Source organism: Pseudomonas sp. TUM25319 (genome assembly GCF_056388475.1).
Map to the genome: position 1 here is coordinate 5,731,488 of NZ_CM150751.1, position 26,051 is coordinate 5,757,538.

Consider the following 26,051-nt stretch of genomic DNA (forward strand, 5'->3'; position numbering starts at 1 on the left):
GTCATGCGCCTTGATCGTTTCCTCGCCAACCTGCCCTGTTTCAACCGCCAGCAAGTGCGCCTGCTGCTGGTAGAACGCCGGGTGCGTGTCGATGGCCTGGCCGTGAGCGATCCCCGGCACGAGGTGCGGGTATTCAGCCGCGTCGAAGTGGACGAGCAGGTACTGCAGGCCGGCTATCCAGCGCGCTACTTCATGCTGCACAAGCCCGAAGGCTGCGTCAGCGCCACCCGCGATCCGCAGCACCGCACGGTGCTCGACCTGCTCGACGAGCCGGACAAGGACGACCTGCATATCGCCGGGCGCCTGGACTTCAACACCACCGGTCTCATGCTGCTGACCAACGACGGCCAATGGTCACGCCGCCTGACCCAGCCGCAGACCAAGCTGCCCAAGGTCTACTACGTGGAAACCGAGCAGGTGATCGAGGCGCACTATGTCGAGCGCTTTCGCGAGGGTTTCTACTTCGCCTTCGAAGACCTCACCACCCTGCCCGCCGAGCTGGTCCTGCTGGGCAGCCACAGCGCCCGGCTGAGCATCGTCGAGGGCCGCTACCATCAGGTGAAGCGCATGTTCGGCCACTACGACAACAAGGTGGTACGGCTGCACCGCGAACGCATGGGCCCGCTGGTTCTGGACCCGGAGCTGGCCCCCGGGCAGTACCGGGAATTGTCCGCAGCAGAAATCGCAGCCATCTGACCCGACGAACGGTCACCCAAAAAAGTGACTCAATTGCCCGAACGGCACTTGCGACTTCGCCCATCCACTGCTTGAATCGAATCGTCGGTCTTCATGTGACTGCCAAGTCACGTTCGTAGTCCAAGACACCTTTTTGCCGGCCACCCGCGCCTTGATGCCTGGGGGATCGGCAGAATCGCCCGCCTAGAACAACACCCGTCGACCACGCCTGTAACGGATCGACAAGGGCCCCTCGATTCACTTCAAGGCGTATGCCTACCTGTCATAAAGAACGTGCAAGCTTGCTTGGACGGATACCCTTTTTTTGCGCCAGGAGTCGATGACATGAGGCCAGAAATTGCTGTGCTGGATATACAGGGGCAATACCGGGTTTACACGGAGTTCTATCGTTCGCAAGAAGCCGAAAAGACGATCATCCTGATCAACGGCTCGCTCGCCACCACGGCCTCGTTTGCCCAGGCCGTGCGCAATCTGCATCCGCAATTCAACGTCGTGCTCTACGACCAGCCGTATGCCGGCAAATCCAAGCCGCACAACCACAACGAACGCCTGCTGACCAAGGAAACCGAAGGCCAGATCCTGCTGGAGCTGATCGACCACTTCGGCGCCGATCAGGTGATGTCGTTCTCCTGGGGCGGCGCCTGCACCCTCATGGCCCTGGCGCAGAAGCCACGGCGCATCGAGCGGGCAGTCGTCAGTTCGTTCTCGCCGATCATCAACGAACCGATGCGCGACTATCTGGAGCGCGGTTCGAAGTTTCTCAGCGAGTGCGATCGCTACCAGGTCGGCAACCTGGTCAACGACACCATCGGCAAGTACCTGCCGCCGCTGTTCAAGCGCTTCAACTACCGGCACGTAAGCAGCCTGGACAACCACGAATACGCGCAGATGCACTACCACATCCACCAGGTGCTCAACCACGACCTGGAAAAGGCGTTGAACGCGGCCAAGGCGATCGACATCCCGGTGCTGTTCATCAACGGCGAGTGGGATGAGTACACCACCATCGCCGATGCGCGGCAGTTCAGCCGGCATGTGCGCAACTCGCACTTCAGCGAGATCGGCAGCGCCGGGCACTTCCTCGACATGGAAAACAAGTCGGCCTGCCGCGACACCCGCGACGCGCTGCTGAGTTTCCTGAAACCTGCGCAACGCGAACAACGCACTCGCTACCCGCATGTGCAGGGCCAGCATGCATTGGCCATTTGAGAGGGACGGGCGCCTGTAGCGCAGCCAGCGGTATCGATAGCCCACCGGGCAGAAGGAAGATCACCGCCCTGTCGCTACAGGCCGCACGCACCGTTCACGATAAAAGCTTCAAATCGTTTCAAGGTTCTGGTAAAAAGTCGCCTTGCGCGGGTGTCGTATAATGGCATTACTCCAGCTTCCCAAGCTGATAACGAGGGTTCGATTCCCTTCACCCGCTCCAGATTTTCTTTGAATTTCAGTTCGTTAGAGCGCCAGCCAAAAATCTGCTCACCCGCGTCAACCCTCTTCCGCTTCACTTGCGCCGCCCTCTGTACTCCAGTTTTTTCGCCGCCAAATGGGCATTGCCCAAGCGCTGCATAGCCTCTAGAGTTCAAGGTACGCCAATGACGTACCTAGCAGGGAATGAATGATCTTCATTGAGACGCCCATCTTTACCGCGGATCTTTTCGAGCTGCTGGATGATGCCGACTATCGACGCTTCCAGATTTTCCTGGCCGAGGCCCCCGAAGCGGGAGACGTCATTCAGGGAACCGGCGGATTGCGGAAAATTCGCTGGAGCGCAAATGGCAAGGGAAAGAGAAGTGGCGTCCGGGTTATCTACTACTACGTTTGCAGTGATGCCCAGATCCGCTTGCTACTGATTTACAGGAAAGGGATCAAGGACGACCTGACTGCTCAGGAAAAGGCCGTTCTACGCAAGATCAACGAAGGGTGGACATGATGGACAAGAATCTTTTCAACCGCCTGGTCGAAAGCATGAACCAGATGGATGAGATTGACCGAGGCGAGCGCAAACCTTCTCGTGAATTCCATGTGGATGCCATGCAGGTCAGAAACATTCGCAAGGCAACGGGCTTGTCTCAAGTGGACTTCGCCAAAACCATATCGGTTGCCGTCGGAACCCTGCGCAACTGGGAACAAGGGCGAAGGGAGCCAGAAGGCCCGGCACGTGCACTGCTACGGGCCATTCACAATGACCCTGAACATGTGCTCGCGGCTCTGCGGCACTGATTCTGGCGATGCCCCGGCAGAGACCATCTGGGCCAGCAGTTTCTCCTGCCAGGCATCCCCTACTCATTCGTCAATTTTTACGAACATCAAAATCGACATTCAGGCCAAAAACTCAAAAAAACCCCGCAAAAATACAAAATTCCTCGATAAATATTCATGAAATAAAAATAATGTAGCGTTTTACTTGACACGCTACCCCCATCTCGTTTCTTATTTTTCCCACCTTGCCCTGCGCCCCATAAACCAAGAAGAACAGCGCCGCCCTCTTGCCCTCCAGGAGAGCCCCCACGCGCCGCCTTCGCGGTTACGGCACGGCCAGCCCTGACACCGGCGCCTCGCCCGCGCCCATTCCAGCTCCAACATAAAAGGTAAACAACAATGGAGCCCACCTGCTCGTCCTTGCCGTGCCCGTCGTCCGTCCACCCCGTCGTCCCGCCCCAGGAGCAGCGCCCGCATGCAGCCTGAGCACACCCACGGCGACGTCAATCTGCGCAAAACCCTGCGACTCTGGCAGGTGGTGATCATCGGCCTTGCGTACCTCACGCCCATGACGGTGTTCGACACCTTCGGCATCGTCTCCGGCCTGACCGCCGGCCATGTGCCCAGCGCCTACATCCTGGCCCTGCTGGGCATCCTGTTCACCGCCCTGAGCTATGGCACCCTGGTGCGGCGTTTCCCGCAGTCGGGTTCGGCCTACACCTACACTCAACGGGCGATCAACCCGCACATCGGTTTCCTGGTGGGCTGGTCATCGCTGCTGGATTACCTGCTGCTGCCGATGGTCAACGCCCTGCTGGCCAAGCTGTACCTGTCGGCGATGTTCCCGGAAGTTCCGGAATGGCTCTGGGTCGTCGGTTTCGTCACCCTGATCAGCCTGATCAACATCCGCAGCGTCAACCTGGTGGCGAGCTTCAACGCACTGTTCGTCGGCGTGCAATTGCTGATCATGACGCTGTTCGTCTACCTGTGCCTGCGCGGCCTGGACCAGGGCGAAGGCCTGGGCACGGCCTGGAGCCTGATCCCGTTCGCCGACGACAAGACGCAGTTCAACGCCCTGGTGGCCGGCGCCACGATCCTGTGCTTCTCGTTCCTGGGTTTCGACGCGGTCACCACGCTTTCGGAAGAAACCCATCAGCCGGAGAAGACCATTCCCAGGGCGATCTTCATGGTAGCCCTGTTCGGCGGCCTGCTGTTCATCGTCATGTCGTACTTCATCCAGGCCTACTTCCCGACCATGGCGCGCTTCCAGGACCATGAAGCGGCCCTGCCGGAGATCGCCCTGTACGTCGGCGGCAAGCTGTTCCAGTCGTTCTTCATCGCTGCCACGGTGATCAACACCATCGCCTCGGGGCTGGCATCCCAGACCAGCGTCTCGCGCCTGCTGTTCGTGATGGGTCGCGACAAAGTCATCCCGGCCGGTGTGTTCGCCCGCCTGCACCCTCGCTTCAAGACCCCGGTGGTGAACATCGTGGTAGTCGGGTTCATTTCCCTGTCGGCGATTTTCTTCGACCTGGTGACCGCCACCTCGATCATCAACTTCGGTGCGCTGGTGGCGTTCAGCTTCGTCAACCTGTCGGTGATCAACCACTGCTACCTGCGCGAGAAGCAGAACCAGGGCCTGGCCAACAAGTTCAAGTACCTGGTGTTGCCCACCATCGGCTTCTGCACCATCGCCATGCTCTGGCTCGACCTGGACGAGCACTCGCTGATGTTCGGCGGCGTCTGGGCGCTGGCCGGCGTGCTGTACCTCGCCTGGCTGACCAAGTCGTTCCGGGTCGCACCGCCAAGCTACCTCGCCGAATGACCTGACCCGCCTCCGACGCCCGCGCCACCCCGCGGGCGTCGTTCATGAACGAGAAGGAAATCCCATGCTCCCGCGCCGCCTGTCCATCAAGTGGAAGATCATTCTCCTCGCCGGCCTGTGCATGCTGGCCATCGTCGCGATTCTTGCGGCCACCTCGCTGACCCAGGCCCGTCGCGGCGCCGCCGAGGTGTTCCGGGCCAACAGCGAGCTGCTGGACCACAGTGCTCGCCGGCAATTGCAGGCGCAGGCAGAAAACCAGGCGCTGCGGGTCCAGCGTTACTTCATGGATGCCTGGCAGTACGGCAACGGACTGTCGCGGCTGGTGCAAGTGCTCAGGATGAAAGGCGATGCCGACCTGCGTGCCGAACTGGTGAAGCAGACCCAGGCCGCCCTGGCGGGCAACGCGGACCTGATCGGCCTGTACCTGGTATTCCAGCCCGACGGCCTGGACCGTCAGGACGCCCGCTTCGCCGGGCAGGCCGCATTGGGCAGCAACGACAGCGGACGCTTCTCGCTGTACTGGTCGCGGCCTGAGCCGGGAACGCTGGAATCGGAAGCCATGCCCGAGTCGATGCTCGCCGACACCACCCCTGCCGCCAACGGCACGCCCTACAACCGCTGGCTGACCTGCCCGCAGGAAACCGCCCGCGCCTGTGTACTCGACCCGTATTTCGACGAGGTCAACGGCCGTCAGGTGCTGATGACCAGCATCGCCCTGCCGCTGCTGGACAACGGCAAAGTGATCGGCGTGATCGGTCTCGATATCGGCCTCGACAACCTGCAGCAACTCAGCCTCGAGGGTCGTCGGCAACTGTTCGACGGCGAAGGTCAGGTCAGCATCGTCAGCCCTGCTGGCCTGCTCGCCGGCCACAGCCGTGACGCCGCGCAACTGAGCAAGCCGCTGGATCCGGCCATGGCGGCCCTGTTGCACTCGGGCAAGCCGGTGGAACGCCTGGACAACGGCCTGATGCAGATCGCCCATCCATTCACGCCGATCCCGGACGCAGCGCCCTGGCAAGTCTTGCTGGAACTGCCGGAAGCGGTACTCCAGGCGCCAGCGGTGGCCCTCAACCAGCGCCTCGACGCGCACAATCAGTCGGCCAACCTGACCAGCCTGCTGATCGCCCTCGCCGCCGCCATAGTCGGCCTGATACTGGTCTGGCTGACCGCCCGCGGCGTCACCCGGCCGATCCTCGACGTCGCTGACCGCCTGAAGGAAATCGCCAGCGGCGACGGCGACCTGACCCAACGACTCAACTACCACCGCGACGACGAACTGGGCCAGTTGAGCGGCGGGTTCAACCGCTTCCTCGACAAGCTCCAGCCCGTCATCACCCAGGTCAAGGGCTCGCTGCTTGAAGCCCGTGGCACGGCCGACCAGTCGGCCGCCATCGCCAGCCAGACCAGCAGCGGCATGCAGCAGCAACAGCGGGAAATCGAACAGGTGGCCACCGCGGCCAACGAAATGAGCGCCACCGCCCATGACGTTGCCAGCAACGCCTCCCAGGCCGCCCACGCCGCACGCGGCGCCGACCAGGCGACCCGCGAGGGACTCGATCTGGTATCAGTCACCCGCCAGAGCATCGACCAGCTGGCCCGCGACATGGACCTGGGCATGGAGCGGGTACGTGCCCTGGCCGGGCGCAGTGGCGAGATCGGCTCGGTGCTGGAAGTGATTCGCGCCATCGCCGAGCAAACCAACCTGCTCGCTCTCAACGCCGCCATCGAAGCCGCCCGCGCCGGCGAAGCAGGTCGCGGCTTTGCCGTGGTCGCTGACGAGGTACGCAACCTGGCTCAGCGCACCCAGGTCTCGGTGGAGGAAATCCGCCAGGTCATCGAAGCGCTGCAGCAAGGCACCCAGGACGTGGTCGAGGCCATGCAGGACGGCCAGCGCCAGGCCAAGGACAGCGCCACGCGCATGGAACAGGCCCTGCCCGCGCTGCAGCGGGTCGGCGAGGCGGTGACGGTGATCAGCGACATGAACCTGCAGATCGCCTCCGCCGCCGAGGAACAGAGCGCGGTGGCCGAAGAGGTCAACCGCAACGTCGCCGGTATCCGCGATGTCACCGAGTCGCTGTCCGGGCAGGCCGACGAGTCGGCGCGCATCAGCCAGTCACTCAACCGCCTGGCCAACCAGCAACAAGCCTTGATGGAGCAATTCCGGGTCTAGGATTGACCAGCATAGAAAAGGGCGTGCCGTTCCGGATGCCCGGCAATCATGGGAGCCCCTCGATGGGTACGCGTTTCTTCAACATGACGAGCGAACAGGGCGTGCTGCGCACCTCCATCGCCGTCACCCTGTTCATCGCCGCGATCGGCATCGGCTTCGGCCTCGCCTCGGGCTCGTTCTCGATCATCTTCGACGGCGTCTATTCGATGGTCGATGCCAGCATGAGCGGGCTGTCGCTGGTGGTGGTCAAGCTGATCACCGCCCACACCCGCTCGGCACGCATGTCACGCAAGCTGCGCGAACGCTTCACCATGGGCTTCTGGCACCTGGAACCGATGGTGTTGGCACTCAATGGCATCCTGCTCACCGGCGTGGCCGTCTACGCCCTGATCAACGCCGTCAGCAGCCTGCTCGAAGGCGGCCGCGACCTGGAGTTCGGCGTGGCCCTGGTCTATGCGGTCGTTACGGTGATCGCCTGCCTGACCATCGCCATCCTCGAAGCCCGCGCCAACCGCAAGATCGGTTCGGACTTCGTGCGCATGGACGTCAAGGGCTGGGTCATGTCGGCCAGCATCACCGCCGCCCTGCTTATCGCCTTCTGCTTCGGTATCGCCGTGCAAGGCACCCGCTGGGAGTGGCTATCGCCCTACATCGACCCGGCGGTACTGGCACTGGTGTGCCTGGCGATCATCCCGATCCCGATCTCGGTGGTGCGCCAGGCCCTGGCAGACATGTTCCTGGTCACCCCGGCGGACCTCAAGCAACACGTCGATGAAGTGGCCCAGGCGTTCGTCGAACGCCACGGCATGCTTGGCTACCGGGCGTACGTCGCGAGAGTCGGGCGCTCGCGGGAGATCGAACTGTTCTTCATCGTCCCGGCCGAGATGCCCGCCCGGACCATCGCCGAGTGGGACGCCTGGCGCGACGAGATCGGCAACGCCATCGGCGGCGAAGGCCCGGATCGCTGGCTGACGGTGCTGTTCACTGGGGATCTGGAGTGGGCGGAAGGCTGACCCGAGCTTCCGATTGGCCACACAACTGTTCAGGGTATAGGATGCTGGCCAAATGCCGTCCAGCATCCCGACCTTCCCTCTGCGGATGGCCGGGCGCCGGGGTATTGCGCTAGCGTCTGTCAGATACATCAAAAGGACCTGAACATGTTTCTTTCCCGCTGGCTTCCGGGCCTGGCCAACCTGCTACATTACCGTCGCGAGTGGTTCCGCCCGGACGTGCAGGCTGGCCTGTCGGTAGCCGCCATCCAGATTCCCATCGCCATCGCCTACGCCCAGATCGCCGGCCTGCCGCCGCAGGTGGGCCTGTATGCGTGCATCCTGCCGATGATGGTCTACGCGCTGGTGGGCAGTTCGCGGCAGTTGATGGTGGGCCCGGATGCCGCCACCTGCGCCATGGTCGCCGGCGCCATCGCCCCGCTGGCGATGGGCGACCCGCAGCGGCTGCTGCAACTGTCGGTGGTGGTCACGGTGCTGGTGGGAGTGATGCTGATCGCCGCTGGCGTGGCACGGGCCGGCTTCATCGCCAGCTTCTTCTCGCGGCCGATCCTGATCGGCTACCTCAACGGTATCGGCCTGAGCCTGCTGGCCGGCCAACTGGGCAAGGTGGTCGGTTTCAAGATCGAGGGCAACGGCTTCATCCTCAGCATGATCAACTTCTTCGAGCGGGTCGGCGAGATCCACTGGCTGACCCTGACCATCGGCCTGGCCGGCCTGGCGATGCTGATCTGGCTGCCGCGGCGCTACCCCAAGCTGCCGTCGGCGCTGGTCACGGTGGCGGTGTTCACCCTGATCGCCGGTGTCTTCGGACTCGACCAGTACGGTGTCGCGGTGCTCGGCCATGTACCGGGCGGCATGCCGGAACTGGCCTGGCCGCAGACCTCGCTGGAAGAAATGAAAAGCCTGTTGCGCGACGCTCTGGGTATCGCCACGGTGAGTTTCTGCAGCGCCATGCTCACCGCCCGCAGCTTCGCCGCGCGGCACGGCTATGCGATCAACGCCAACCACGAATTCGTCGCCCTCGGCGTGTCCAACCTGGCGGCTGGCGTGTCCCAGGGCTTCGCCATCAGCGGTGCCGACTCGCGCACCGCCGTCAATGACATGGTCGGCGGCAAAAGCCAGTTGGTGGGCATCGTCGCCGCCCTGGTGATCGCCGTGATCCTGATGTTCTTCACTGCGCCCATGGCCTGGATTCCCCAGGCGGCGCTGGGCGCGGTGCTGCTGATGGCCGGCTGGGGCCTGATCGATGTGCAGTCGCTGCGCAAGATCTGGGCACTGAGCCGCTTCGAGTTCTTCCTCTGCGTGTTCACCACCATCGGCGTACTCGGCGTCGGTGTGCTGCCGGGGATCATCATTGCCGTGACCCTGGCGATCCTGCGCCTGCTCTACAGCATCTACCAGCCCACCGACGCCGTACTGGGCTGGGCGCCTGGGATCGAAGGCCAGGTGGACATCAGCCGCCACAAAGACGCCCGTACCGTACCGGGCCTGGTGGTGTACCGCTTCGACGACGCGATCCTGTTCTTCAACGCCGACTACTTCAAGATGCGCCTGCTCGACGCCGTGCAGCGCGAGCCTGAGCCGAAGGCGGTACTGTTTGACGCCGAGGCCGTGAGCACCATCGATGTCAGCGGCATCGCCGCACTGCGCGAGGTGCGCGACACCTTGAAGGCGCAAGGCATCGAACTGGGCATCGCCCGGGCGCGGGGGAATTTCCTGCGGATGCTGGTGCGCTCGGGGCTCGCGCGCGAAATGGGCAATCACCTGCTGTATGGCTCGGTGCGGGCGGGCATTCGCGCCTACCGGCTGTGGCGCAACAAGGTGCGGCGGGATGAAGCGGATGCAGGGGCTGCGGCACCGGTGCCGAATTTGCCTTAGTTCATGAGGCCCCCATCGCTGGCAAGCGGAGCGCCGAGCGCATGCCTCTGGATTCTCAGCGCCCTCCGTATCGAGCGCCGCCCGCGCGGCGCATCGCCGGCAACGCCGACTCCCACATTTGTTGCAACGTGCCTATGCCTGTAAAGCCATGGTTGATCGCCTTGTGTGTACGACACGATATCGAGTCGAGCCCAATAGCCTCCTCGCAATAAATCGCCAAACACCAAAAGCTGGCAACTCAAATCTCACAGGCCATGGCGCGTTGCAACAAATGTGGGAGCCGGCGTTGCCGGCGATGCGCCGCGCGGGCGGCGCTCGATCTCAAGAGCACTGAAGATCTATCGACAAACACCTCGGGCCTCACCAGCCCCTGGCCTGCAGCAGGCTCGCCTCACCCCCTGGCACCGGACGACCGTAGAACCGCAGCAGCGATCCGGGGCGATTGGTAAAGATGCCATCGACCCCGGCCTCGCTGACACGCTTGAAATCCACGGCCTCATCGACGGTGTAGACATGGACCAGCAAGCCCTTGTCGTGGGCCATGCGATTCATCCACGGTTGCGCCAGGTCGGCGTAGCTCTGCTCGCCGCCACCGACGAGCGCGGCAGACGGCCCGGTGCCGATGGCGCCCGCAGCCTTGGCGTAACCGAGCCAGCGCTCGAACTCGGCGCGGTCCTTCGGTTGCTGGCGGGCGAGGAACGCGGCCCTGTCCTGCTCGCCGGACTCGGCGAAGGTCTGCGCCGAAGCTGGCTCGATCGCGCCCTGGCCCAGCCACAACAGCAGCACTTTCGGCACCTGGGGCATGGCCTGCTGCAACAACGCCAGGCTGCCGCGATCAAAACTCTGCAACACCACTCGCCCTGGCCGGTCCAGCCAGCCCCGGGCCTGAAGCGCCCGCTGCAGATCGCTTTCGATCCCGGGAAACAGGCTCGGCTTCTTGGTTTCGATGTACAGGCCTGGGCGGCGGGCCGGGTCGGCTTCGGCGATGTCCATCACTTCATCGAGGGTCAGCAGCTTCAGACCGGCGAAGGAGGCCCGAGCCCGCTCCGGGTGCTGGCGGTTGAACCAGCTGCCAGCGTCCAGCGACTTCAGTTCGGCCAGGGTGAAGGCACTGACCGGGCTGTCCTTGCGCTCGGGAAAGCGCTCGGCAACATCGCTGGTGCGTTGCAGATCATCATCGTGGACCACCACCAGCACGCCGTCGCGGGAACGCTGGAGGTCCATTTCCAGGTAATCGGCGCCCAGTTCACGGGCCAGTTCATAGGCCGGGACAGTGGACTCGGGCGCATCGAAGGAGGCGCCGCGATGGGCGATCACCGCCAGGTCGGGAATGCCCTGGCCCCTCGCCAGCGTTGCGCCATCGGCGGCGAGCACCGGTACGCCGAGCGCCGCCATTATCAGACCCAGGCCCACCCGCAATCGCTTGAACGGCATGCAACGTCCTCCTCGTCGAAAATGCTCAAGAGCATAGTCGTCGGGGCGGATGACAAGCCGTGCGTGCTACAGTCCCGCCCTGCCGATTTGCAACAGATTCCTACGAGACAGCCTTTTCATGCCCCTCGACTTCGACGCTTCCCTCGCCTACTGGCCGGACCTCAACGCCCGCCACCCGAGCACCGGCCTGCTGCTGGGCAACGGCGCCAGCCGGACGATCTGGCGGCCATTCAGCTACTTCTCGTTATTCGAGATCGCCCAGCGGGTGCGCAACAAACCCCTCGGCGTCAGCGACCAGGCACTGTTCAAATCCCTCGGCAGCGAGCTCTTCGAGCCGGTCCTCAGTGCCCTCAACACCACAGTCCGAGTCAACGCGGCGCTGGCGATCAGTTCCTCGGCACCGTTGAACCGCTATTACGCGATCAAGGAAGCGCTGATCCACGCCGTGCGCAGCGTGCACATTCCCCGCAAGCTGCTGCCGGACACTACGCTGGCTGCGCTGAATACCGAGTTGCGCAACTACCGCAGCGTATTCACCAGCAACTACGACCTGCTCTGTCACTGGGCGGTGAGCCACGAGCCGCGAGGCTTTCTCGCGCTGTTCGATGAAGAAGGCGATTTCGACGTCAGCCGGGCCCATGGCCAGGGCACTCGCCTGCACTACCTCCACGGCGGCCTGCACCTGCTCAAGACCCAGGACGGCGGGACCCGACAACGCGCAGCCAGCGGCAGCCAGTTGCTCGACGGCTTTGCCATCAACACCCCGGGCGACGTGCCGCTGTTCGTCAACGAGGACAGCAGCGCGCAGAAGCTGCGGGCAATCCGCTCCTCCGATTACCTGACCTGGAGCTACGCGGCCCTGGCCAGCCACAACGAAGGCCTGTGCATCTTCGGCCATCACCTCGACCGCGCCGACAACCATTTGCTGCAGGCCATCCGGCAAGCGAAACCGGCTCACCTCGCCATCTCGATCCTGCCGACCAATGAGGCGGCCATCGTTGGCCAGAAGCAGCATTACGCACGCATCTTCGGCGAATCAGCGGATATCGAGCTGCACTTCTTCGACTCCAGCAGCCACCCACTGGGTCGAGCGGAACTCAACGTGCCCGCACCCGCCGCGATCACCCGGAAACGTCGCTGAAGCAGGCACGGGATTCGGGAAAGCTGAAACAGGGCATTTCAAATAACAATAATTCTCGATAACATTTGCGACTTTTCTCGCCGGCCCTTTCTGGGAAAGCTCGCATGCGTCGCTCCAAGCCCGACCCTCTCGCGCAAGAAACCTGCCACGGGTTCTATGCCGACATCCTGCATTTCCTGCGCAAGCGCACGGACAATGCCAGCGACGCTGCAGACATGACCCAGGATGTCTTCACCCAGTGGCTGGGATACCGCGACAAGGCACGGGTGGAGCAGCCTCGGGCCTTTCTGTTCCAGGTGGCGCGCAACCTGCTGCGCGATCACTGGCGGCGGCAGAAAGTGCGCCATACCGTGCTTGACGAACAGGCCGAATCGGCGCCCGAAACCCAGGCCAGCGAAGCACTCGCCAGCGACCCGATGGCCAGCGCACAGCGTCTGCAACGCCTGGAACACCTGAAAATTGTGCTTGCCGAGCTCTCGCCGCGACGCTGCGAAGCCCTTATGCTGCACCGCTTCGAAGGCTTGAGTCAGGCACAGATCAGTGAACGCATGGGCATTTCCATCAGCATGGTGGAGAAACATATCGCCGCGGCGCTGCTGTACCTCAAGCAACGACTGGACAGCGACAACGTTGCGGAGCAACCAGAATGACCCTTCCTGACATGGACAGCCGTCCGCTGGACGCGCAGGCGGCGAGCTGGTTCACCCACAACCGCAACAACCGCTCGCGCGCCTCACGCAAGGCGTTCGCCCAGTGGCTGGAGCAGCCCGGCCACGCCCAGGCCTACCAGCAGTTCGAACAGCTCTGGGACGACCTCGCCGCCCTCAAGCAACTGAACAAACCGGTGGAACTGCGTCCGCGTCGCACCGCGTACTGGCGACCGGCACTGGCCGCCGCCGCGGCGCTGGTCTGCGCCTTGCTGGCGAGCAATCTCGGCACGCCAGCGGTCTATTACCAGCAGCAGGTGGCCAGCCAGGAAGGTCAACCACGCAGTGTCACCCTGCCCGACGGCAGCCGCCTGGACCTCAACGCCAACACCCGCGTGCGCGTCGAGTTCGATGCCGAGCGGCGCATCGTGCATCTGGACCAGGGCCAGGTGTTCCTCGACGTCGCCCCGAACAAGGAACGCCCACTGTTCGTCGATGCCGGCACCGCCCGGGTTCGGGTAGTGGGCACCGCGTTCGACCTGCGGCGGGGCCAGCAGGAGCTGGTACTGAGTGTCGAACATGGCCTGGTAGCGTTCGAAGCGCCAGGCGAGCGCCGTGAGCCGATGCTGCTGGGTGCCCGTGAACGCGCGGTCTATAACCTCGCCCGTGGCGACCTCAGCCGCCAGACCCTGGGCGACGGTGAAGTGGCCGACTGGCGCAGCGGCCATGTGTCGTTCCGCAACCGCGAGCTGGCCAGCCTGGTGGACGAACTGTCGCTGTACCGTCCGGCAGCGGTGTTGCTGGCCGATCCGACGCTGGCGAAATACCGGGTGTCGGGCAACCTCGACGTGAATGATCCGGATGCCCTGCTCAACGCACTGCCCGCGCTGTTGCCGGTCAAGACCGCCGTGCTCGCGGACGGGCGGATGCGCATCGAGCGCAAGTAGGCTGCGACGCTCAGGGCGCCAGTGATGGCCTCATCGCTGGCACCGCCAGCTCCCACGGGTTATGTGCCATGCCGGCGATGGGGCCAGCAACGCGACAACAGGTTCATTCAGCGCCGAAAAAAATCCTGAGAATATTTTTCATTTGCAGGTGAGGGTTTTTCTCGCCTCCGCGTCTTCCTCCCCGTCCGCGCCCTGCGCACTGACTTTTTCTGGCCTTTGGCCGCACTGGGGGATTTCATGTTTCGCGCGTTTCGACCTACCAAGCCGTTGTCTGCCCGACCATCACTGCTGGCCGCCTGCCTGGCCCTGAGCCTGCAGGCCCAGGCCGCGCCGGTGGAGCTGCACCTGCCGGCCCAGCCACTGGCGACCTCGCTGAGCCAGGTGGCCCAACAGGCCAAGGTGCAATTGCTGTTCGACGAGTCTCTGCTGCGCAATGTCGCCGCGCCCGCCCTCAACGGCCAGTACGAAGCCGAAGACGCCATCGCCCGCCTGCTCGCCAACAGCCGTTTTGCCCTGGTCAAGGTCCGCAGCACCTACGTGGTGCGGCCCAGGGAAACCGAATCCACCCCGCCCGGCAACAACAACGCCAGCCTCCAGCTAGGTGCCACCAGCATCGTCGGCGACGGCCAGCAGGTGACCCCGGCCACCGTCGGCCGCTCGACCCTGACCCAGCGCGACATCGACCGCGAGCAGGCCAACAATGTGCCGTCCCTGCTGAGCACCCTGCCCGGCGTGGAAATGGCCGGCTCCATGATGCCCGGCGGGCAGAAGATCAATATCTGGGGCATGGGCGATGCCGAAGACGTGCAACTGACCGTCGACGGCGCCACCAAGACCGGCTTCGAGCGTTACCAGCAAGGGACGATGTTCATCGAGCCGGAACTGATCAAGAGCATCGAGGTGGAGAAAGGCCCGCACTCGCCCTTCGTCGGCAACGCCGGTCTCGCCGGCAGCGTGAACATGACCACCAAGGACGCCCCTGACCTGCTGCAGGAAGGCCGCGACACCGGCGCGATGGTCAAGTACGGCTACTCCAGCAACGATCATCAGCAGGTCTACAGCACGGCACTGTTCGGCCGCACCGAAGACCGCCGCATCGACGGCCTGGTCTACCTGACCAAGCGCGACGGCGACGACTTCAAGCTGGCCTCGTCGCTGCCCGACCCGCGCAACCAATACCCGATCAATCCCAAGCGCCTGCCCGACAGCGCCCAGGACCTCGAAGGCGCCCTGTTCAAGCTGAACGTTCAGCTCACCGAGGAGCAATCCCTCGGGCTGTCCTATTCGCGCTCGAACAACCAGCGCATGACACGCTATTCGTCGACCAACTACTCGACCCCGCCGACCCAGGCCAACATCGACCGCTATGGCTACGACCAGGCCATTCGCCGCTTCCTGGCCCACCGCGAAACCATCGACACCACCTGGTCGGCCAAGTATCGCTTCCAGCCGGTGGACAATCCCCTGGTCAACCTGGAAGTGAGCTATTCCGAATCCGATGTCGACCAGACCGACGACCGCGGGCCCAACGCGTTCTTCCAGCTTGCCACCGGCGGGCGGCGCATGGAGACCGACTACAAGGACCGCAACTTCGAAGTGCGCAACACCGCCCAGTTCAGCACCGGCGTGCTGGACCACTCGCTGACCACCGGCTTCGAACTGCATCGCCACACCCGTGAAACCGAGATGTGGATGCCCGGCACCACGTACAACACCGCGAACTACAACTACGGCCATTTCCAGCCGGGCTTCATGCCCCACGGCAAGGTGGATACCAATAGCGCCTACGTACAGGACGCCATCACCCTGGGCCAGGTGACCATCACCCCGTCGCTGCGCTACGACCATGTGCGCAACCGTGGCGAAGAAAACGATGCACCGTTCTACAACGTCGCGCCCGCCGGACACGACTACAGCGCCAAGACCTACACCGGCTGGTCGCCGCGCCTGGCGGTGTTCTGGCGCGCCACCGACGATGTCGCGTTCTTCGCCGACTACTCGAAAACCTGGCGCGCGCCGGTGATCGACGAGCAGTACGAAGTCCAGAGTGCGGCCAGCACCCGCAGTTCAACGAGCCGCAACCTCGATCCTGAACGGGTCACCGCGCTGCGCGTCGGTAATGTCACCGACTTCTCCGGCGTGCTCTTCAAGGACGACAACCTGCAGGTCCGTACCACCCTGTTCCACAACCGGATCAAGGACGAAATCTTCAAGAACCTCGGTATCGAGTGCCAGGCGCAGGCCGTGAACGGCGGCAGCATCGGCGATACCTGCGGGAAATACCTGATCGGCAACTACCGCAACCTCGACGGCGTCACCTACAAGGGCTTCGAGGTGGAAAGCTTCTACGACTCCACCTACCTGTTCGGCACCCTTTCCTACACCTGGATGACCGGCAAGCACGACGGCGCCTATAACAATCCGTGGGGCCCGAATGTCTGGGCGCGTGACGTACCGGCACCGAAGTGGGTGGCGCGCCTGGGCGTGAAGATTCCGCAGTGGGACGCGGTGGTGGGCTGGAAAGGCCTGTGGGTGCGTCAGACCGACCGCCTGCCGAGCGACAAGTACCCACCGGGCTTCATGGGCAGTGCACTGGGTGACAGCGCCTGGGACCATCGCGCCAACGACGCCTACAACGTGCAAGGCCTGTTCGCCAGCTGGAAACCGCAGCAGCCCTACCTGAAGGGCACCGAGGTCAACTTCACTCTCGACAATATGTTCAACCGCGATTACGCGCCGATGCTCAGCGACGACAACGTCTACAGCACCGGACGCAACGCCAAGGTGAGCATTACCCGGTTCTTCTGAGTGAATCCCGGGCTGCTTGCTCCCACCCGTCCCGGTGGGAGCGAGCGTGTCGGGGCGCCGAACCGTCGCGAAGGGCCGCAGAGCGGCCCCGATTCATTCAGGCCGGGATCAACCCGTCCGCCCGCAGCAACGTCTCCAGGCAGTGCTCCGAAACCCCGTAGAACGCCTTCAACTCCGCGATCTTCTCCAGCAAGGCCGCAGGATCTCCCGCCTCCTTGCGCCTGGTGGCCAGGATCATCTTGTTCTTGTTGGTGTGCTCCAGCGAAATGAACTCGAACACCTTGGTGTCGTAGCCGCAGGCTTCCAGGTACAGCGCCCGCAGGCTGTCGGTGAGCATCTCGGCCTGCTGGCCCAGGTGCAGGCCGTATTGCAGCATCGGTTTGAGCAGGCCCGGGCTGTGCAGTTGCGGCCGGATCTGCTTGTGGCAGCACGGCGAGCACATGATGATCGACGCGCCGGTACGGATGCCGGTGTGGATGGCATAGTCGGTGGCAATGTCGCAGGCATGCAGGGCGATCATCACGTCGATCTCGGCCGGCACCACGCTGCGCACGTCACCTTGCTCGAACACCAGCCCCGGATGTTCCAGGCGGCTGGCGGCGGCATTGCACAGCTCGACCATGTCGGCGCGCAACTCGACACCGGTGACCTGCGCCTGACGCTGCACGGTATTGCTCAGGTAATCGTGGATGGCGAAGGTCAGGTAGCCCTTGCCGGAACCAAAATCAGCCACACGTACCGCCTGTTCGGTCGGCAGCGAGACACTGGCGAAGGCGTGGGAAAACACCTCGATGAACTTGTTGATCTGCTTCCACTTGCGCGACATCGCCGGAATCAGCGCGTGCTGCCTGTCGGTCACGCCGAGGTCCTGCAGGAACGGACGGCTCAGCTCCAGGTAGCGTTTCTTCTCCCGGTCGTGCTCGCCAGCCGCTGCCTGACGCACCTGCTGCGCGGCGTTGCGGTGGAGCATCGGCTTGCCTTTCTTGCTGAACTCCAGTTGCACCTCGTCGGCCAGGCTCAGCAGGTGGGCATTGCGGAACGAACCTGGCAGCCACTCGCCGACCTGCGCCAGGGCGTCGTCCAGCGGCAGATTGCGGGTGATGTCGCGGGTCTTGTAGCGCAGGGTGAACGACAGGCTGGCCTGCCCCTTGACCGTCAGCGGCTTGGCGGTGATGCGTTGCAGATCGGCTTCGGTGCCGACATGCCGGGCCAGGACCAGCTTGACGAAGGATTGCTGTTGCAGGCTCTCGGCCAGCAGGGCGAGAAACTGCGCACGCGCATCCGGCGCGGCCTGGACGGTGGAGGTAACGGACATGGAGATTGGGTGCCTCGGGGGTTGCGGGGGCGCCAGCGGCGCGCAATGCCGGGCATTTTACGTCGATGCCCGGCCAGCGCCCAGCGTTTGTCGATCGGCGCGTCAGTCGAGGATCACCAGGCGGTTGGGCAATTCGTTGCGGGTCTGGGTCAACGGCACATGGCTTTGCAGCAAGGCACCGCTGGCCTCGATACAGGTGAGGAAGCCCTGCAGCGTCTGGCCCGCCCGCACCTGGGCGGTGAAACCGGCGACGATCGCTTCCCAGGCTTCGTCGCCCAGGCGCTCGGCAATGCCATCGTCCACCAGGATTTCCACGTAGCGCTCGGCCTCGCTGACGAAGATCAACACCCCGGTGCGGCCTTCGGTGCGGTGCAGGTTCTGCTCGAGGAACTGCCGCCGCGCCAGGTTGGAGGCACGCCAGTGACGGACCCGGCGCGGCACCAGGCGGCTGGTGAACAGCGGCAGGCGCAGCACCAGGCAGAGCACGATGAAGGTCAGCCACTGGGTGAGCAACAGGCCATGGGCGCTGAACCAGCCGGTGAGGTAGTACAGCAACCCCGGTATCAGCAGTGCCAGCAGGCTGGCCCAGATCAGCGGTACATAGGCGTAGTCGTCAGCGCTGCGGGCCAGCACCGTGACCAGCTCGGCGTCGGTGTGGCGTTCGACCTCGGCGATCGCCTCGGCGACCTGGCGTTGCTGGAATTCGTTGAGTAATGCCATGGATGTCCTTTTAACCCTTTGTTGCTGCCGATGAGGCCATCGGCAGCGACTCACCAACTCCCGGACGAACCGCCACCACCGAAACTGCCGCCGCCCCCACCAAAACCACCCCCTCCGCGACCGCCGCCAAACCCGCCACCGCCCAGCCCGCCGAAGCCGCCGCCAAAACCACCGCCCGGACCACCTCGCCGGCCACCGCCACCGAGCCCCTGAAGATACAGCACGACCACCACCAGCAGGATGAACAGGCCAATGGCCCACAGCGACGGCGGCTCGCCTTCACCTTCCGCCGCACTGGCCCGCGATGGCTGCGCCAGCGGGTTGCCGCCGAGCACCTGGAGCATGGCCGCAGCCCCCTGCACGATACCCTGGCTGAACTCCCCACGCTTGAACGCCGGCAGGATGATGCGATTGATGATGACCGACGATTGCGCATCGGTCAGGCGCTCTTCCAGGCCATAGCCAACCTCGATGCGCACCTTGCGCTCGTTCGGCGCGACGATCAGCAGGGCGCCGTTGTCCTTGCCCTTCTGACCGATGCCCCAATGCCGGCCGAGCTGATAACCATAGTCCTCGATGGCCAGCCCTTGCAGGTCCGCCACCGTGGCCACCACCACCTGCTCGCTGCTGGCCTGTTCGTGGGCCAGCAGCATCTGCCCAAGCTGGGTACGGGTGTGAGCGTCCAGCAGGTTGGCGCCATCCACCACCCGCCCGCTCAACGCCGGAAACGCCACCTCGGCACGTGCCACCAGCGCTGCACACAGCAGCGCCAGCAGCATCACCGCCCTGAGCGGACGCATCAGAATTTCACTTCAGGCGCTTTGTCGGCATCGGCACTGGTGGCCTCGAAGCTCTCCCGCAGCGGCAGGTTGCTGTACATCACCTTGTGCCAGAGCAGGCCGGGGAAAGTGCGGATCTCGGTGTTGTATTTCTGCACGGCGGCGATGAAGTCCTTGCGCGCCACGGCGATGCGGTTCTCCGTGCCTTCGAGCTGGGATTGCAGGGCGAGGAAGTTCTGGTTGGCCTTGAGGTCCGGGTATTGCTCGGCGACCACCATCAACCGGCTCAGGGCGCCGGTCAGTTGTGCCTGGGCAGCCTGGAACTGACGGATCTTCTCCGGATCATTAAGGGTGTTGGCGTCGACCTGGATCGAGGTGGCCTTGGCCCGTGCCTCGATCACCGCGGTGAGGGTGTCCTGCTCATGTTTCGCGTAGCCCTTGACCGTCTCAACCAGATTGGGAATCAGGTCGGCGCGGCGTTGGTACTGGTTCTGCACCTGGCCCCAGGCGGCCTTCACCTGTTCGTCGTAGGTGGGAATATTGTTGATGCCACAGCCCGCCAGCAGGCTGGCGACCAGCACCAGCAGCCAGGGTTTGATCGTGTTGATGACCTGCATGCTCGCAACGCTCCTTGATTACCCGTAAAACACCGGACTTGAGGCATAATCCGTGACCGCCGCTGGATAGTGCAGCCCCAATCGGCTAAAAACGTGCCCCAGCACACAACAACAATAGCCGCTCCCCCAATTTCGGCAGGTCGGTGGACCCGTGATCACCGGCGCAGGCCTCGAGAACTGAATTCATGAAGAAGCTGTGTTTGCTGGGTCTGCTCGTCAGCCTGGCCAGTCAGACGGCCCTGGCCGACACCTCCGCTGCCGCCGCCCGCCTCCAGGAGAAGAAGGCGTTCGTCGACAACCTGCTGGGCCAGATGACCCAGGACGAGAAGATCGGCCAGTTGCGCCTGATCTCTATCGGCCCGGAAATGCCGCGGGAAAAGATCCGCGAGGAAATCGCCGCAGGCCGCATCGGCGGTACCTTCAACTCGCGCACCGCACCGGAAAACCGGCCGATGCAGGATGCCGCCATGCGCAGCCGGCTGAAGATCCCGATGTTCTTCGCCTACGACACCATCCATGGCAACCGCACCATCTTCCCCATCGGCCTGGGCCTGGCCTCGAGCTGGGACATGAACGCCATCGCCACCGTCGGCCGCACCTCGGCCATCGAAGCGTCCGCCGACTCCCTCGACATGACCTTCGCGCCGATGGTGGACATCGCCCGCGACCCGCGCTGGGGTCGTACCAGCGAGGGCTTCGGCGAAGACACCTGGCTGACTTCGCGGATTGGCGAAGTGATGGTCCGCTCGTTCCAGGGCAAGAGCCCGGCCGACCACGACAGCATCATGGCCATCGTCAAGCACTTCGCCCTGTACGGCGCGGTGGAAGGCGGACGCGACTACAACACGGTCGATATGAGCCTGCCGAAGATGTACAACGACTACCTGCCGCCCTACCGTGCGGCCATCGACGCCGGTGCCGGCGGGGTGATGGTGGCGCTGAACTCGATCAACGGCGTGCCGGCCACCTCCAACACCTGGCTGATGAACGACCTGCTGCGCAAGGAGTGGGGCTTCAACGGCGTGACCATCAGCGACCACGGCGCCATCCAGGAACTGATCCGTCACGGCGTCGCCCGCGACGGTCGCGAAGCCGCTAGGCTGGCGATCAAGGCCGGCATCGACATGAGCATGAACGACACCCTCTACGGCGAAGAACTGCCCGGCCTGCTCAAGTCCGGCGAAGTCAGCCAGGGCGAGCTGGACCAGGCAGTGCGCGAAGTGCTCGGGGCCAAGTACGACATGGGCCTGTTCAAGGACCCGTACGTGCGTATCGGCAAGCCGGAGAACGACGTGCCGGACTACTACGCCGACTCCCGCCTGCACCGCGAGGCCGCCCGCGACGTGGCGCGCCGCAGCCTGGTCCTGCTGGAAAACCGCAACCAGACCCTGCCACTGAAGAAAGCCGGCACCGTCGCCCTGGTCGGCCCGCTGGCCGATGCACCGATCGACATGATGGGCAGCTGGGCGGCCGACGGTAAACCGGTGCACTCGGTCACCGTCCGCGAAGGCCTGCGCCGCGCCCTGGAGGGCAAGGCCAAGGTGGTCTACGCCAAGGGCTCCAACATCACCGGTGACCAGGCGATCTTCGACTACCTGAACTTCCTCAACTTCGACGCCCCGGAAATCATCAACGATCCGCGTCCGGCCGCCGTGCTGATCGACGAAGCGGTCAAGGCCGCCCGGCAATCCGACGTGGTGGTGGCGGTGGTCGGCGAATCCCGTGGCATGTCCCACGAGTCGTCCAGCCGCACCAGCCTGGAAATCCCCGCCGTGCAGCGCGACCTGATCAAGGCCCTGAAAGCCACCGGCAAGCCGCTGGTGCTGGTGCTGATGAACGGCCGTCCGCTGTCGCTGGCCTGGGAGCGCGAGCAAGCCGACGCCATGCTCGAAACCTGGTTCTCCGGCACAGAAGGCGGCAACGCCATCGCCGACGTTCTGTTTGGCGACTACAACCCGTCCGGCAAGCTGGCCATCACCTTCCCGCGTTCGGTCGGCCAGATCCCGATGTACTACAACCACATGCGCATCGGCCGTCCGTTCACCCCCGGCAAGCCGGGCAACTACACCTCGCAGTACTTCGAGGAACCCAACGGCCCGCTGTATCCCTTCGGCTACGGCCTGAGCTACAGCGATTTCTCGCTGTCGCCGCTGACCCTGTCGGCCAGCACGCTGAAGAAAGGCGATAGCCTGCAAGCCAGCGTCAAGGTGAAGAACACCGGCAAGCGCGACGGCGAAACCGTGGTCCAGCTTTACCTGCGGGACGTTGCCGCCTCCATGAGCCGCCCGGTCAAGGAGTTGAAGAACTTCCAGAAGATCCTGCTCAAGGCCGGTGAAGAACGCACGGTGACCTTCCGGATCAGCGAGGACGACCTGAAGTTCTACAACAGCCAGTTGCAGTTCGCCGCTGAACCGGGCGAGTTCAACGTGCAGGTCGGCCTGGATTCCGCAACGGTGCAACAGCAGAGTTTCGAACTGCTGTAAGCGCGACCCAGCCCGAGGGGAAGCGCCATCCGGCCTTCCCCATTGCCCGGATGGATTCCCATGGTTCTCTCCTTTCGCACCCTGCGTCTCGGCCTGATCCTCTTGCTGATCACCGCCGGCACCGTCATCGCCGCCGCCCTGGCCATGCAGCATGCCCAGCGCCAGGGGCTGGCCGATGACGCCGAACGTGCCCGGCAGCAACTGGGCCTGTACGCCACCTCGCTGCATACCCTGATCGAACGCTACCGCGCTCTGCCTGCGGTGCTTGCCCTTGACCCTGAACTGATCGCCGCGCTGCGCGGCCCGGTGGATGCCACCACCCAGGACCAGCTCAACCGCAAGCTGGAACGCATCAATGGCGCGGCCAATTGTTCGACCCTGGAACTGCTCGACCAGACCGGCCTGGCGGTGGCCGCCAGCAACTGGCGCCTGCCCAGCACGTATGTCGGCAACAACTACAGTTTTCGTCCCTACTTCAAGCAGACCCGCAGCCAGGGCACCGGTCGCTTCTATGCGGTGGGCGTGACCAGCGGCATACCCGGCTATTTCCTGTCCAGCGCCGTGAAGGATGACGACCAGCGCTTCCTCGGCGCCATGGTAGTCAAGCTGGAGTTTCCCGAGCTGGAACGGGAGTGGCGCCAAGGCAACGACATCCTGCTGGTCAGCGACTCACGGGGCATCATCTTCATCGCCAACCAGGACGGCTGGCGCTACCGCGAGCTGAACAGCCTGTCGGCCCACGACTTCAATGAGCTGGAACAGACCCGCCAGTACGACAAACAGGCCCTCGTTCCACTGAAGCGCCAGGTGCTCGACCGCTTCGCCGACAACAGCCATCTGGTGCGCGTCCAGGGACCGACAGGCAATGTCGATTACCTGTGGGAGAGCCTGCCGCTGGAAAGCGAAGGCTGGACCCTGCATCTGCTGCGCCAGCCACAGGCCGGTGACGGCGGACGCAATGCGGCACTGGCGGCAGCCGCGATCTGGTTGACCCTGGTGTTCGCCGCCCTGTTCGTCAGCCAGCGCCTGCGTCTGGCCCGCCTGCGTCAACGCAGCCGCGAAGAGCTGGAACGCCTGGTGGAAGAGCGCACCCGCGACCTGCGCACCGCCCAGGAAGGCCTGGTGCAATCCACCAAGCTGGCGGCGCTGGGACAGATGTCTGCGGCCCTGGCCCATGAGCTCAATCAACCGCTGACCACCCAACGCATGCAACTGGCCTCGCTGCGCCTGCTGCTCGACCACGACCGCATCGATGACGCCAGGCAGGCCCTGCAACCGCTGGAGCAGATGCTCACGCGCATGGCCTCGCTCACCGGCCACCTAAAGACCTTCGCCCGCAACAGCCCCAGCGGCCTGCGCGAACGTCTCGACCTGGCCACCGTGGTCGATCATGCCTTGCAGTTGCTCGATGCGCGGATTCGCGCCGAGGGCGTCAGCACCGCCCTGTACCTGGCTCGCCCGGCCTGGGTCCGTGGCGATGCGATTCGCCTGGAACAGGTGCTGATCAACCTGCTGCACAATGCCCTCGATGCCATGACCGGCAAGAGTTTCCGTCGCCTGGAGATCCGCATCGAATGCGAAGACGAAGGCTGGCGCCTGAGTGTGCTGGACAGCGGCGGCGGTATTGCCGAGGAACACCTGGGCAACGTCTTCGACCCGTTCTTCACCACCAAGCCGGTGGGTGAAGGACTGGGCCTGGGCCTGGCGATCTCCTATGGCATCATCCACGAGGCCGGCAGTCGCCTGCGGGTGGACAACCAGCCAGGTGGTGCCCGCTTCAGCTTCACCCTTCCCCGCGATCCGGAGCCTGTATGTTGAATTCGGTGATTGTCGTCGACGATGAAGCCAGTATCCGTAGTGCCGTTGAGCAATGGCTGAGCCTCTCGGGCTTCGAGGTGCAGCTGTTCAGCCGCGCCGATGAATGCCTGGCCAGTCTGCCGACGCACTTTCCAGGGGTGATCCTCAGCGATGTGCGCATGCCCGGCATGGACGGTCTGCAACTGCTGGCCGAGCTGCAGCGCCGTGATGCCGACCTGCCGGTGATCATGCTAACCGGCCACGGCGACGTGCCCATGGCTGTGGACGCCATGCGCAACGGCGCCTACGACTTCCTCGAAAAGCCTTTCAGCCCGGAAGCCCTGATGGGCAGCCTGCACCGGGCCCTGGAAAAACGCCGGCTGGTGCTGGAAAACCGCCGCCTGCACGAACAGGCCGATCTCAAGACCCGTCTCGAAGCCACCCTGCTGGGCATGACCCAGGGCATGCAGCGACTGCGGCGCCAGGTGCTGGAGCTGGCGGCACTGCCGGTCAACGTGCTGATCCGCGGGGAAACCGGCAGCGGCAAGGAACAGGTCGCGCGCTGCCTGCACGACTTCGGCCCGCGTGCGGCCAGGCCCTTTGTCGCGCTCAACTGCGCGGCGATCCCCGAGCAATTGTTCGAGACCGAGCTCTTCGGCCATGAAAGCGGCGCCTTCACCGGCGCCCAGGGCAAGCGCGTCGGCAAGCTGGAATACGCCAATGGCGGTACGGTCTTTCTCGACGAAATCGAAAGCATGCCCCTGGCCCAGCAGGCCAAGCTGCTGCGGGTGATCCAGGAGCGCAAGCTGGAGCGCCTGGGCGCCAACCAGAGCATCACCGTGGACCTGCGCATCGTCGCCGCAACCAAGCCTGACCTGCTCGAAGAGGCTCGCGCCGGACGCTTTCGCGAAGACCTCGCCTACCGCCTGAACATCGCCGAGCTGCACCTGGCGCCGCTGCGCGAACGGCGCGAGGACATCCCGCTGCTGTTCGAACACTTCGCCCGCCGCGCTGCGCAGAACCTCGGCCGCACTGCGCCGCCCGTGAGCGTCGCGCAACTGGGCCAGTTGCTCGGCCACGACTGGCCCGGCAACGTTCGCGAACTGGCCAACGCCGCCGAGCGCCATGCCCTCGGCCTGGCCGAACCGCAGGCGGTGCAGGTGGAGCCGGGCCAGTCCCTCGCCGCGCAGACCGAAGCCTTCGAAGCCAATTGCCTGCGCAGCGCACTACGCCGGCACAGGGGCGAAATCAAGGCCGTCATGGAAGAACTGCAACTGCCGCGGCGTACCCTCAACGAGAAAATGCAGCGCCACGGACTGGTCCGCGAAGACTTTATCGATCGCTTGTAGGACTCGGCGAATTCCTGCTCAGACCGATTTCCAGATAAGCGGATTTCCGCTCATCAGACTGTTCATCCTTGTTGTTTGCTCTGGCGCTATCGCTGGCAAGCCAGCTCCCACAGGTTCGCGGAAGGCCTCTGTTTCCGGGCTTCCCAAGGCGCTTGCGGGAGCTGGCCAGTCAGCTGCGCGGTGGCTGGCACAGCTCCTGCTATAGCCACGCCAGGCTGCGTTTCGACGCGCTTCAC

Annotated in this window: 19 protein-coding genes, 1 tRNA gene and 2 pseudogenes; 17 read left to right on the forward strand and 5 right to left on the reverse strand. The window is 64.1% G+C overall.

All coding sequences use genetic code 11. The annotated features are described in order from the left end of the window. Positions 1 to 3: 3 nt before the first annotated feature. From AC05QJ_RS25840 to AC05QJ_RS25885, 10 genes and pseudogenes are all read left to right on the forward strand, one after another. Entirely contained in the window at positions 4 to 696 is a 693-nt protein-coding gene (locus tag AC05QJ_RS25840; RefSeq protein ID WP_476744072.1) for a 16S rRNA pseudouridine(516) synthase, read from the forward strand. 324 nt (positions 697 to 1,020) lie between these two features. Then, positions 1,021 to 1,905 (forward strand): alpha/beta fold hydrolase, encoded by an 885-nt coding sequence (locus AC05QJ_RS25845; protein WP_476744073.1) that lies wholly within the window; start codon positions 1,021 to 1,023, stop codon positions 1,903 to 1,905. A gap of 146 nt (positions 1,906 to 2,051) precedes the next feature. After that, positions 2,052 to 2,125 (forward strand) — tRNA-Gly (locus AC05QJ_RS25850). 186 nt (positions 2,126 to 2,311) lie between these two features. Beyond that, positions 2,312 to 2,626, forward strand: coding sequence for a hypothetical protein (locus AC05QJ_RS25855; RefSeq protein ID WP_476744074.1), 315 nt, complete (start codon positions 2,312 to 2,314; stop codon positions 2,624 to 2,626). Further along, complete coding sequence (locus tag AC05QJ_RS25860; RefSeq protein WP_476748008.1) at positions 2,626 to 2,916, forward strand: helix-turn-helix domain-containing protein; 291 nt, start codon at positions 2,626 to 2,628, stop codon at positions 2,914 to 2,916. Before AC05QJ_RS25855 ends, AC05QJ_RS25860 begins: the two co-directional genes overlap by 1 nt. A 454-nt stretch (positions 2,917 to 3,370) precedes the next feature. Continuing rightward, positions 3,371 to 4,720: an APC family permease gene (locus AC05QJ_RS25865; RefSeq protein WP_476744075.1), complete on the forward strand. Its 1,350-nt coding sequence runs from the start codon at positions 3,371 to 3,373 to the stop codon at positions 4,718 to 4,720. Positions 4,721 to 5,057: 337 nt separating this feature from the next. Continuing rightward, positions 5,058 to 6,032 (forward strand): annotated as a pseudogene (locus AC05QJ_RS25870) (cache domain-containing protein); the annotation flags it as partial. A gap of 309 nt (positions 6,033 to 6,341) precedes the next feature. Further along, a pseudogene (locus AC05QJ_RS25875) lies at positions 6,342 to 6,890 on the forward strand (methyl-accepting chemotaxis protein); the annotation flags it as partial. 62 nt (positions 6,891 to 6,952) lie between these two features. Next, positions 6,953 to 7,903 carry a cation diffusion facilitator family transporter gene (locus AC05QJ_RS25880; protein ID WP_476744076.1) on the forward strand — a complete coding sequence of 317 codons (951 nt, stop codon included), beginning with the start codon at positions 6,953 to 6,955 and terminating at the stop codon, positions 7,901 to 7,903. A gap of 144 nt (positions 7,904 to 8,047) precedes the next feature. Beyond that, positions 8,048 to 9,778, forward strand: coding sequence for a SulP family inorganic anion transporter (locus AC05QJ_RS25885; RefSeq protein WP_476744077.1), 1,731 nt, complete (start codon positions 8,048 to 8,050; stop codon positions 9,776 to 9,778). 360 nt (positions 9,779 to 10,138) lie between these two features. On the opposite strand, the gene AC05QJ_RS25890 is transcribed toward AC05QJ_RS25885, so the two are convergent. Next, positions 10,139 to 11,212: a glycerophosphodiester phosphodiesterase gene (locus tag AC05QJ_RS25890; protein WP_476744078.1), complete on the reverse strand. Its 1,074-nt coding sequence runs from the start codon at positions 11,210 to 11,212 to the stop codon at positions 10,139 to 10,141. A 118-nt stretch (positions 11,213 to 11,330) separates the two neighbouring features. Here AC05QJ_RS25890 and AC05QJ_RS25895 point away from each other — a divergent pair, with 118 nt between their 5' ends. The 4 genes from AC05QJ_RS25895 to AC05QJ_RS25910 all read left to right on the forward strand — a co-directional run bounded on the left by AC05QJ_RS25895 (position 11,331) and on the right by AC05QJ_RS25910 (position 16,755). Continuing rightward, on the forward strand, positions 11,331 to 12,353 hold the full coding sequence (locus tag AC05QJ_RS25895) for a DUF4917 family protein (RefSeq protein ID WP_476744079.1): 1,023 nt from the start codon (positions 11,331 to 11,333) through the stop codon (positions 12,351 to 12,353). A 104-nt stretch (positions 12,354 to 12,457) separates the two neighbouring features. Next, complete coding sequence (locus AC05QJ_RS25900) at positions 12,458 to 13,003, forward strand: RNA polymerase sigma factor (protein WP_476744080.1); 546 nt, start codon at positions 12,458 to 12,460, stop codon at positions 13,001 to 13,003. Further along, complete coding sequence (locus tag AC05QJ_RS25905) at positions 13,000 to 13,947, forward strand: FecR family protein (RefSeq protein ID WP_476744081.1); 948 nt, start codon at positions 13,000 to 13,002, stop codon at positions 13,945 to 13,947. Before AC05QJ_RS25900 ends, AC05QJ_RS25905 begins: the two co-directional genes overlap by 4 nt. A gap of 237 nt (positions 13,948 to 14,184) precedes the next feature. Beyond that, positions 14,185 to 16,755: a TonB-dependent receptor gene (locus AC05QJ_RS25910; protein ID WP_476744082.1), complete on the forward strand. Its 2,571-nt coding sequence runs from the start codon at positions 14,185 to 14,187 to the stop codon at positions 16,753 to 16,755. 97 nt (positions 16,756 to 16,852) lie between these two features. Here the strand turns inward: AC05QJ_RS25910 and AC05QJ_RS25915 are convergent, their stop codons facing one another. From AC05QJ_RS25915 to AC05QJ_RS25930, 4 genes are all read right to left on the reverse strand, one after another. Then, on the reverse strand, positions 16,853 to 18,070 hold the full coding sequence (locus tag AC05QJ_RS25915) for a class I SAM-dependent methyltransferase (RefSeq protein WP_476744083.1): 1,218 nt from the start codon (positions 18,068 to 18,070) through the stop codon (positions 16,853 to 16,855). A 102-nt stretch (positions 18,071 to 18,172) separates the two neighbouring features. Then, positions 18,173 to 18,790 (reverse strand): TPM domain-containing protein, encoded by a 618-nt coding sequence (locus AC05QJ_RS25920; protein WP_476744084.1) that lies wholly within the window; start codon positions 18,788 to 18,790, stop codon positions 18,173 to 18,175. Positions 18,791 to 18,840: 50 nt separating this feature from the next. Beyond that, a complete protein-coding gene (locus AC05QJ_RS25925) occupies positions 18,841 to 19,590 on the reverse strand; it encodes a TPM domain-containing protein (protein ID WP_476744085.1) in 750 nt (249 codons plus the stop codon). Then, entirely contained in the window at positions 19,590 to 20,186 is a 597-nt protein-coding gene (locus AC05QJ_RS25930) for a LemA family protein (protein WP_476744086.1), read from the reverse strand. Before AC05QJ_RS25930 ends, AC05QJ_RS25925 begins: the two co-directional genes overlap by 1 nt. 185 nt (positions 20,187 to 20,371) lie before the next feature. Here AC05QJ_RS25930 and bglX point away from each other — a divergent pair, with 185 nt between their 5' ends. The 3 genes from bglX to AC05QJ_RS25945 are packed head-to-tail and all read left to right on the forward strand — an operon-like array spanning position 20,372 to position 25,815. Next, entirely contained in the window at positions 20,372 to 22,669 is a 2,298-nt protein-coding gene (gene bglX / locus AC05QJ_RS25935) for a beta-glucosidase BglX (RefSeq protein WP_476744087.1), read from the forward strand. 60 nt (positions 22,670 to 22,729) lie between these two features. Continuing rightward, positions 22,730 to 24,487, forward strand: coding sequence for an ATP-binding protein (locus AC05QJ_RS25940; protein ID WP_476744088.1), 1,758 nt, complete (start codon positions 22,730 to 22,732; stop codon positions 24,485 to 24,487). Then, a complete protein-coding gene (locus AC05QJ_RS25945) occupies positions 24,481 to 25,815 on the forward strand; it encodes a sigma-54-dependent transcriptional regulator (protein WP_476744089.1) in 1,335 nt (444 codons plus the stop codon). The genes AC05QJ_RS25940 and AC05QJ_RS25945 overlap by 7 nt, the downstream gene beginning before the upstream one ends. Positions 25,816 to 26,051 lie beyond the last annotated feature (236 nt).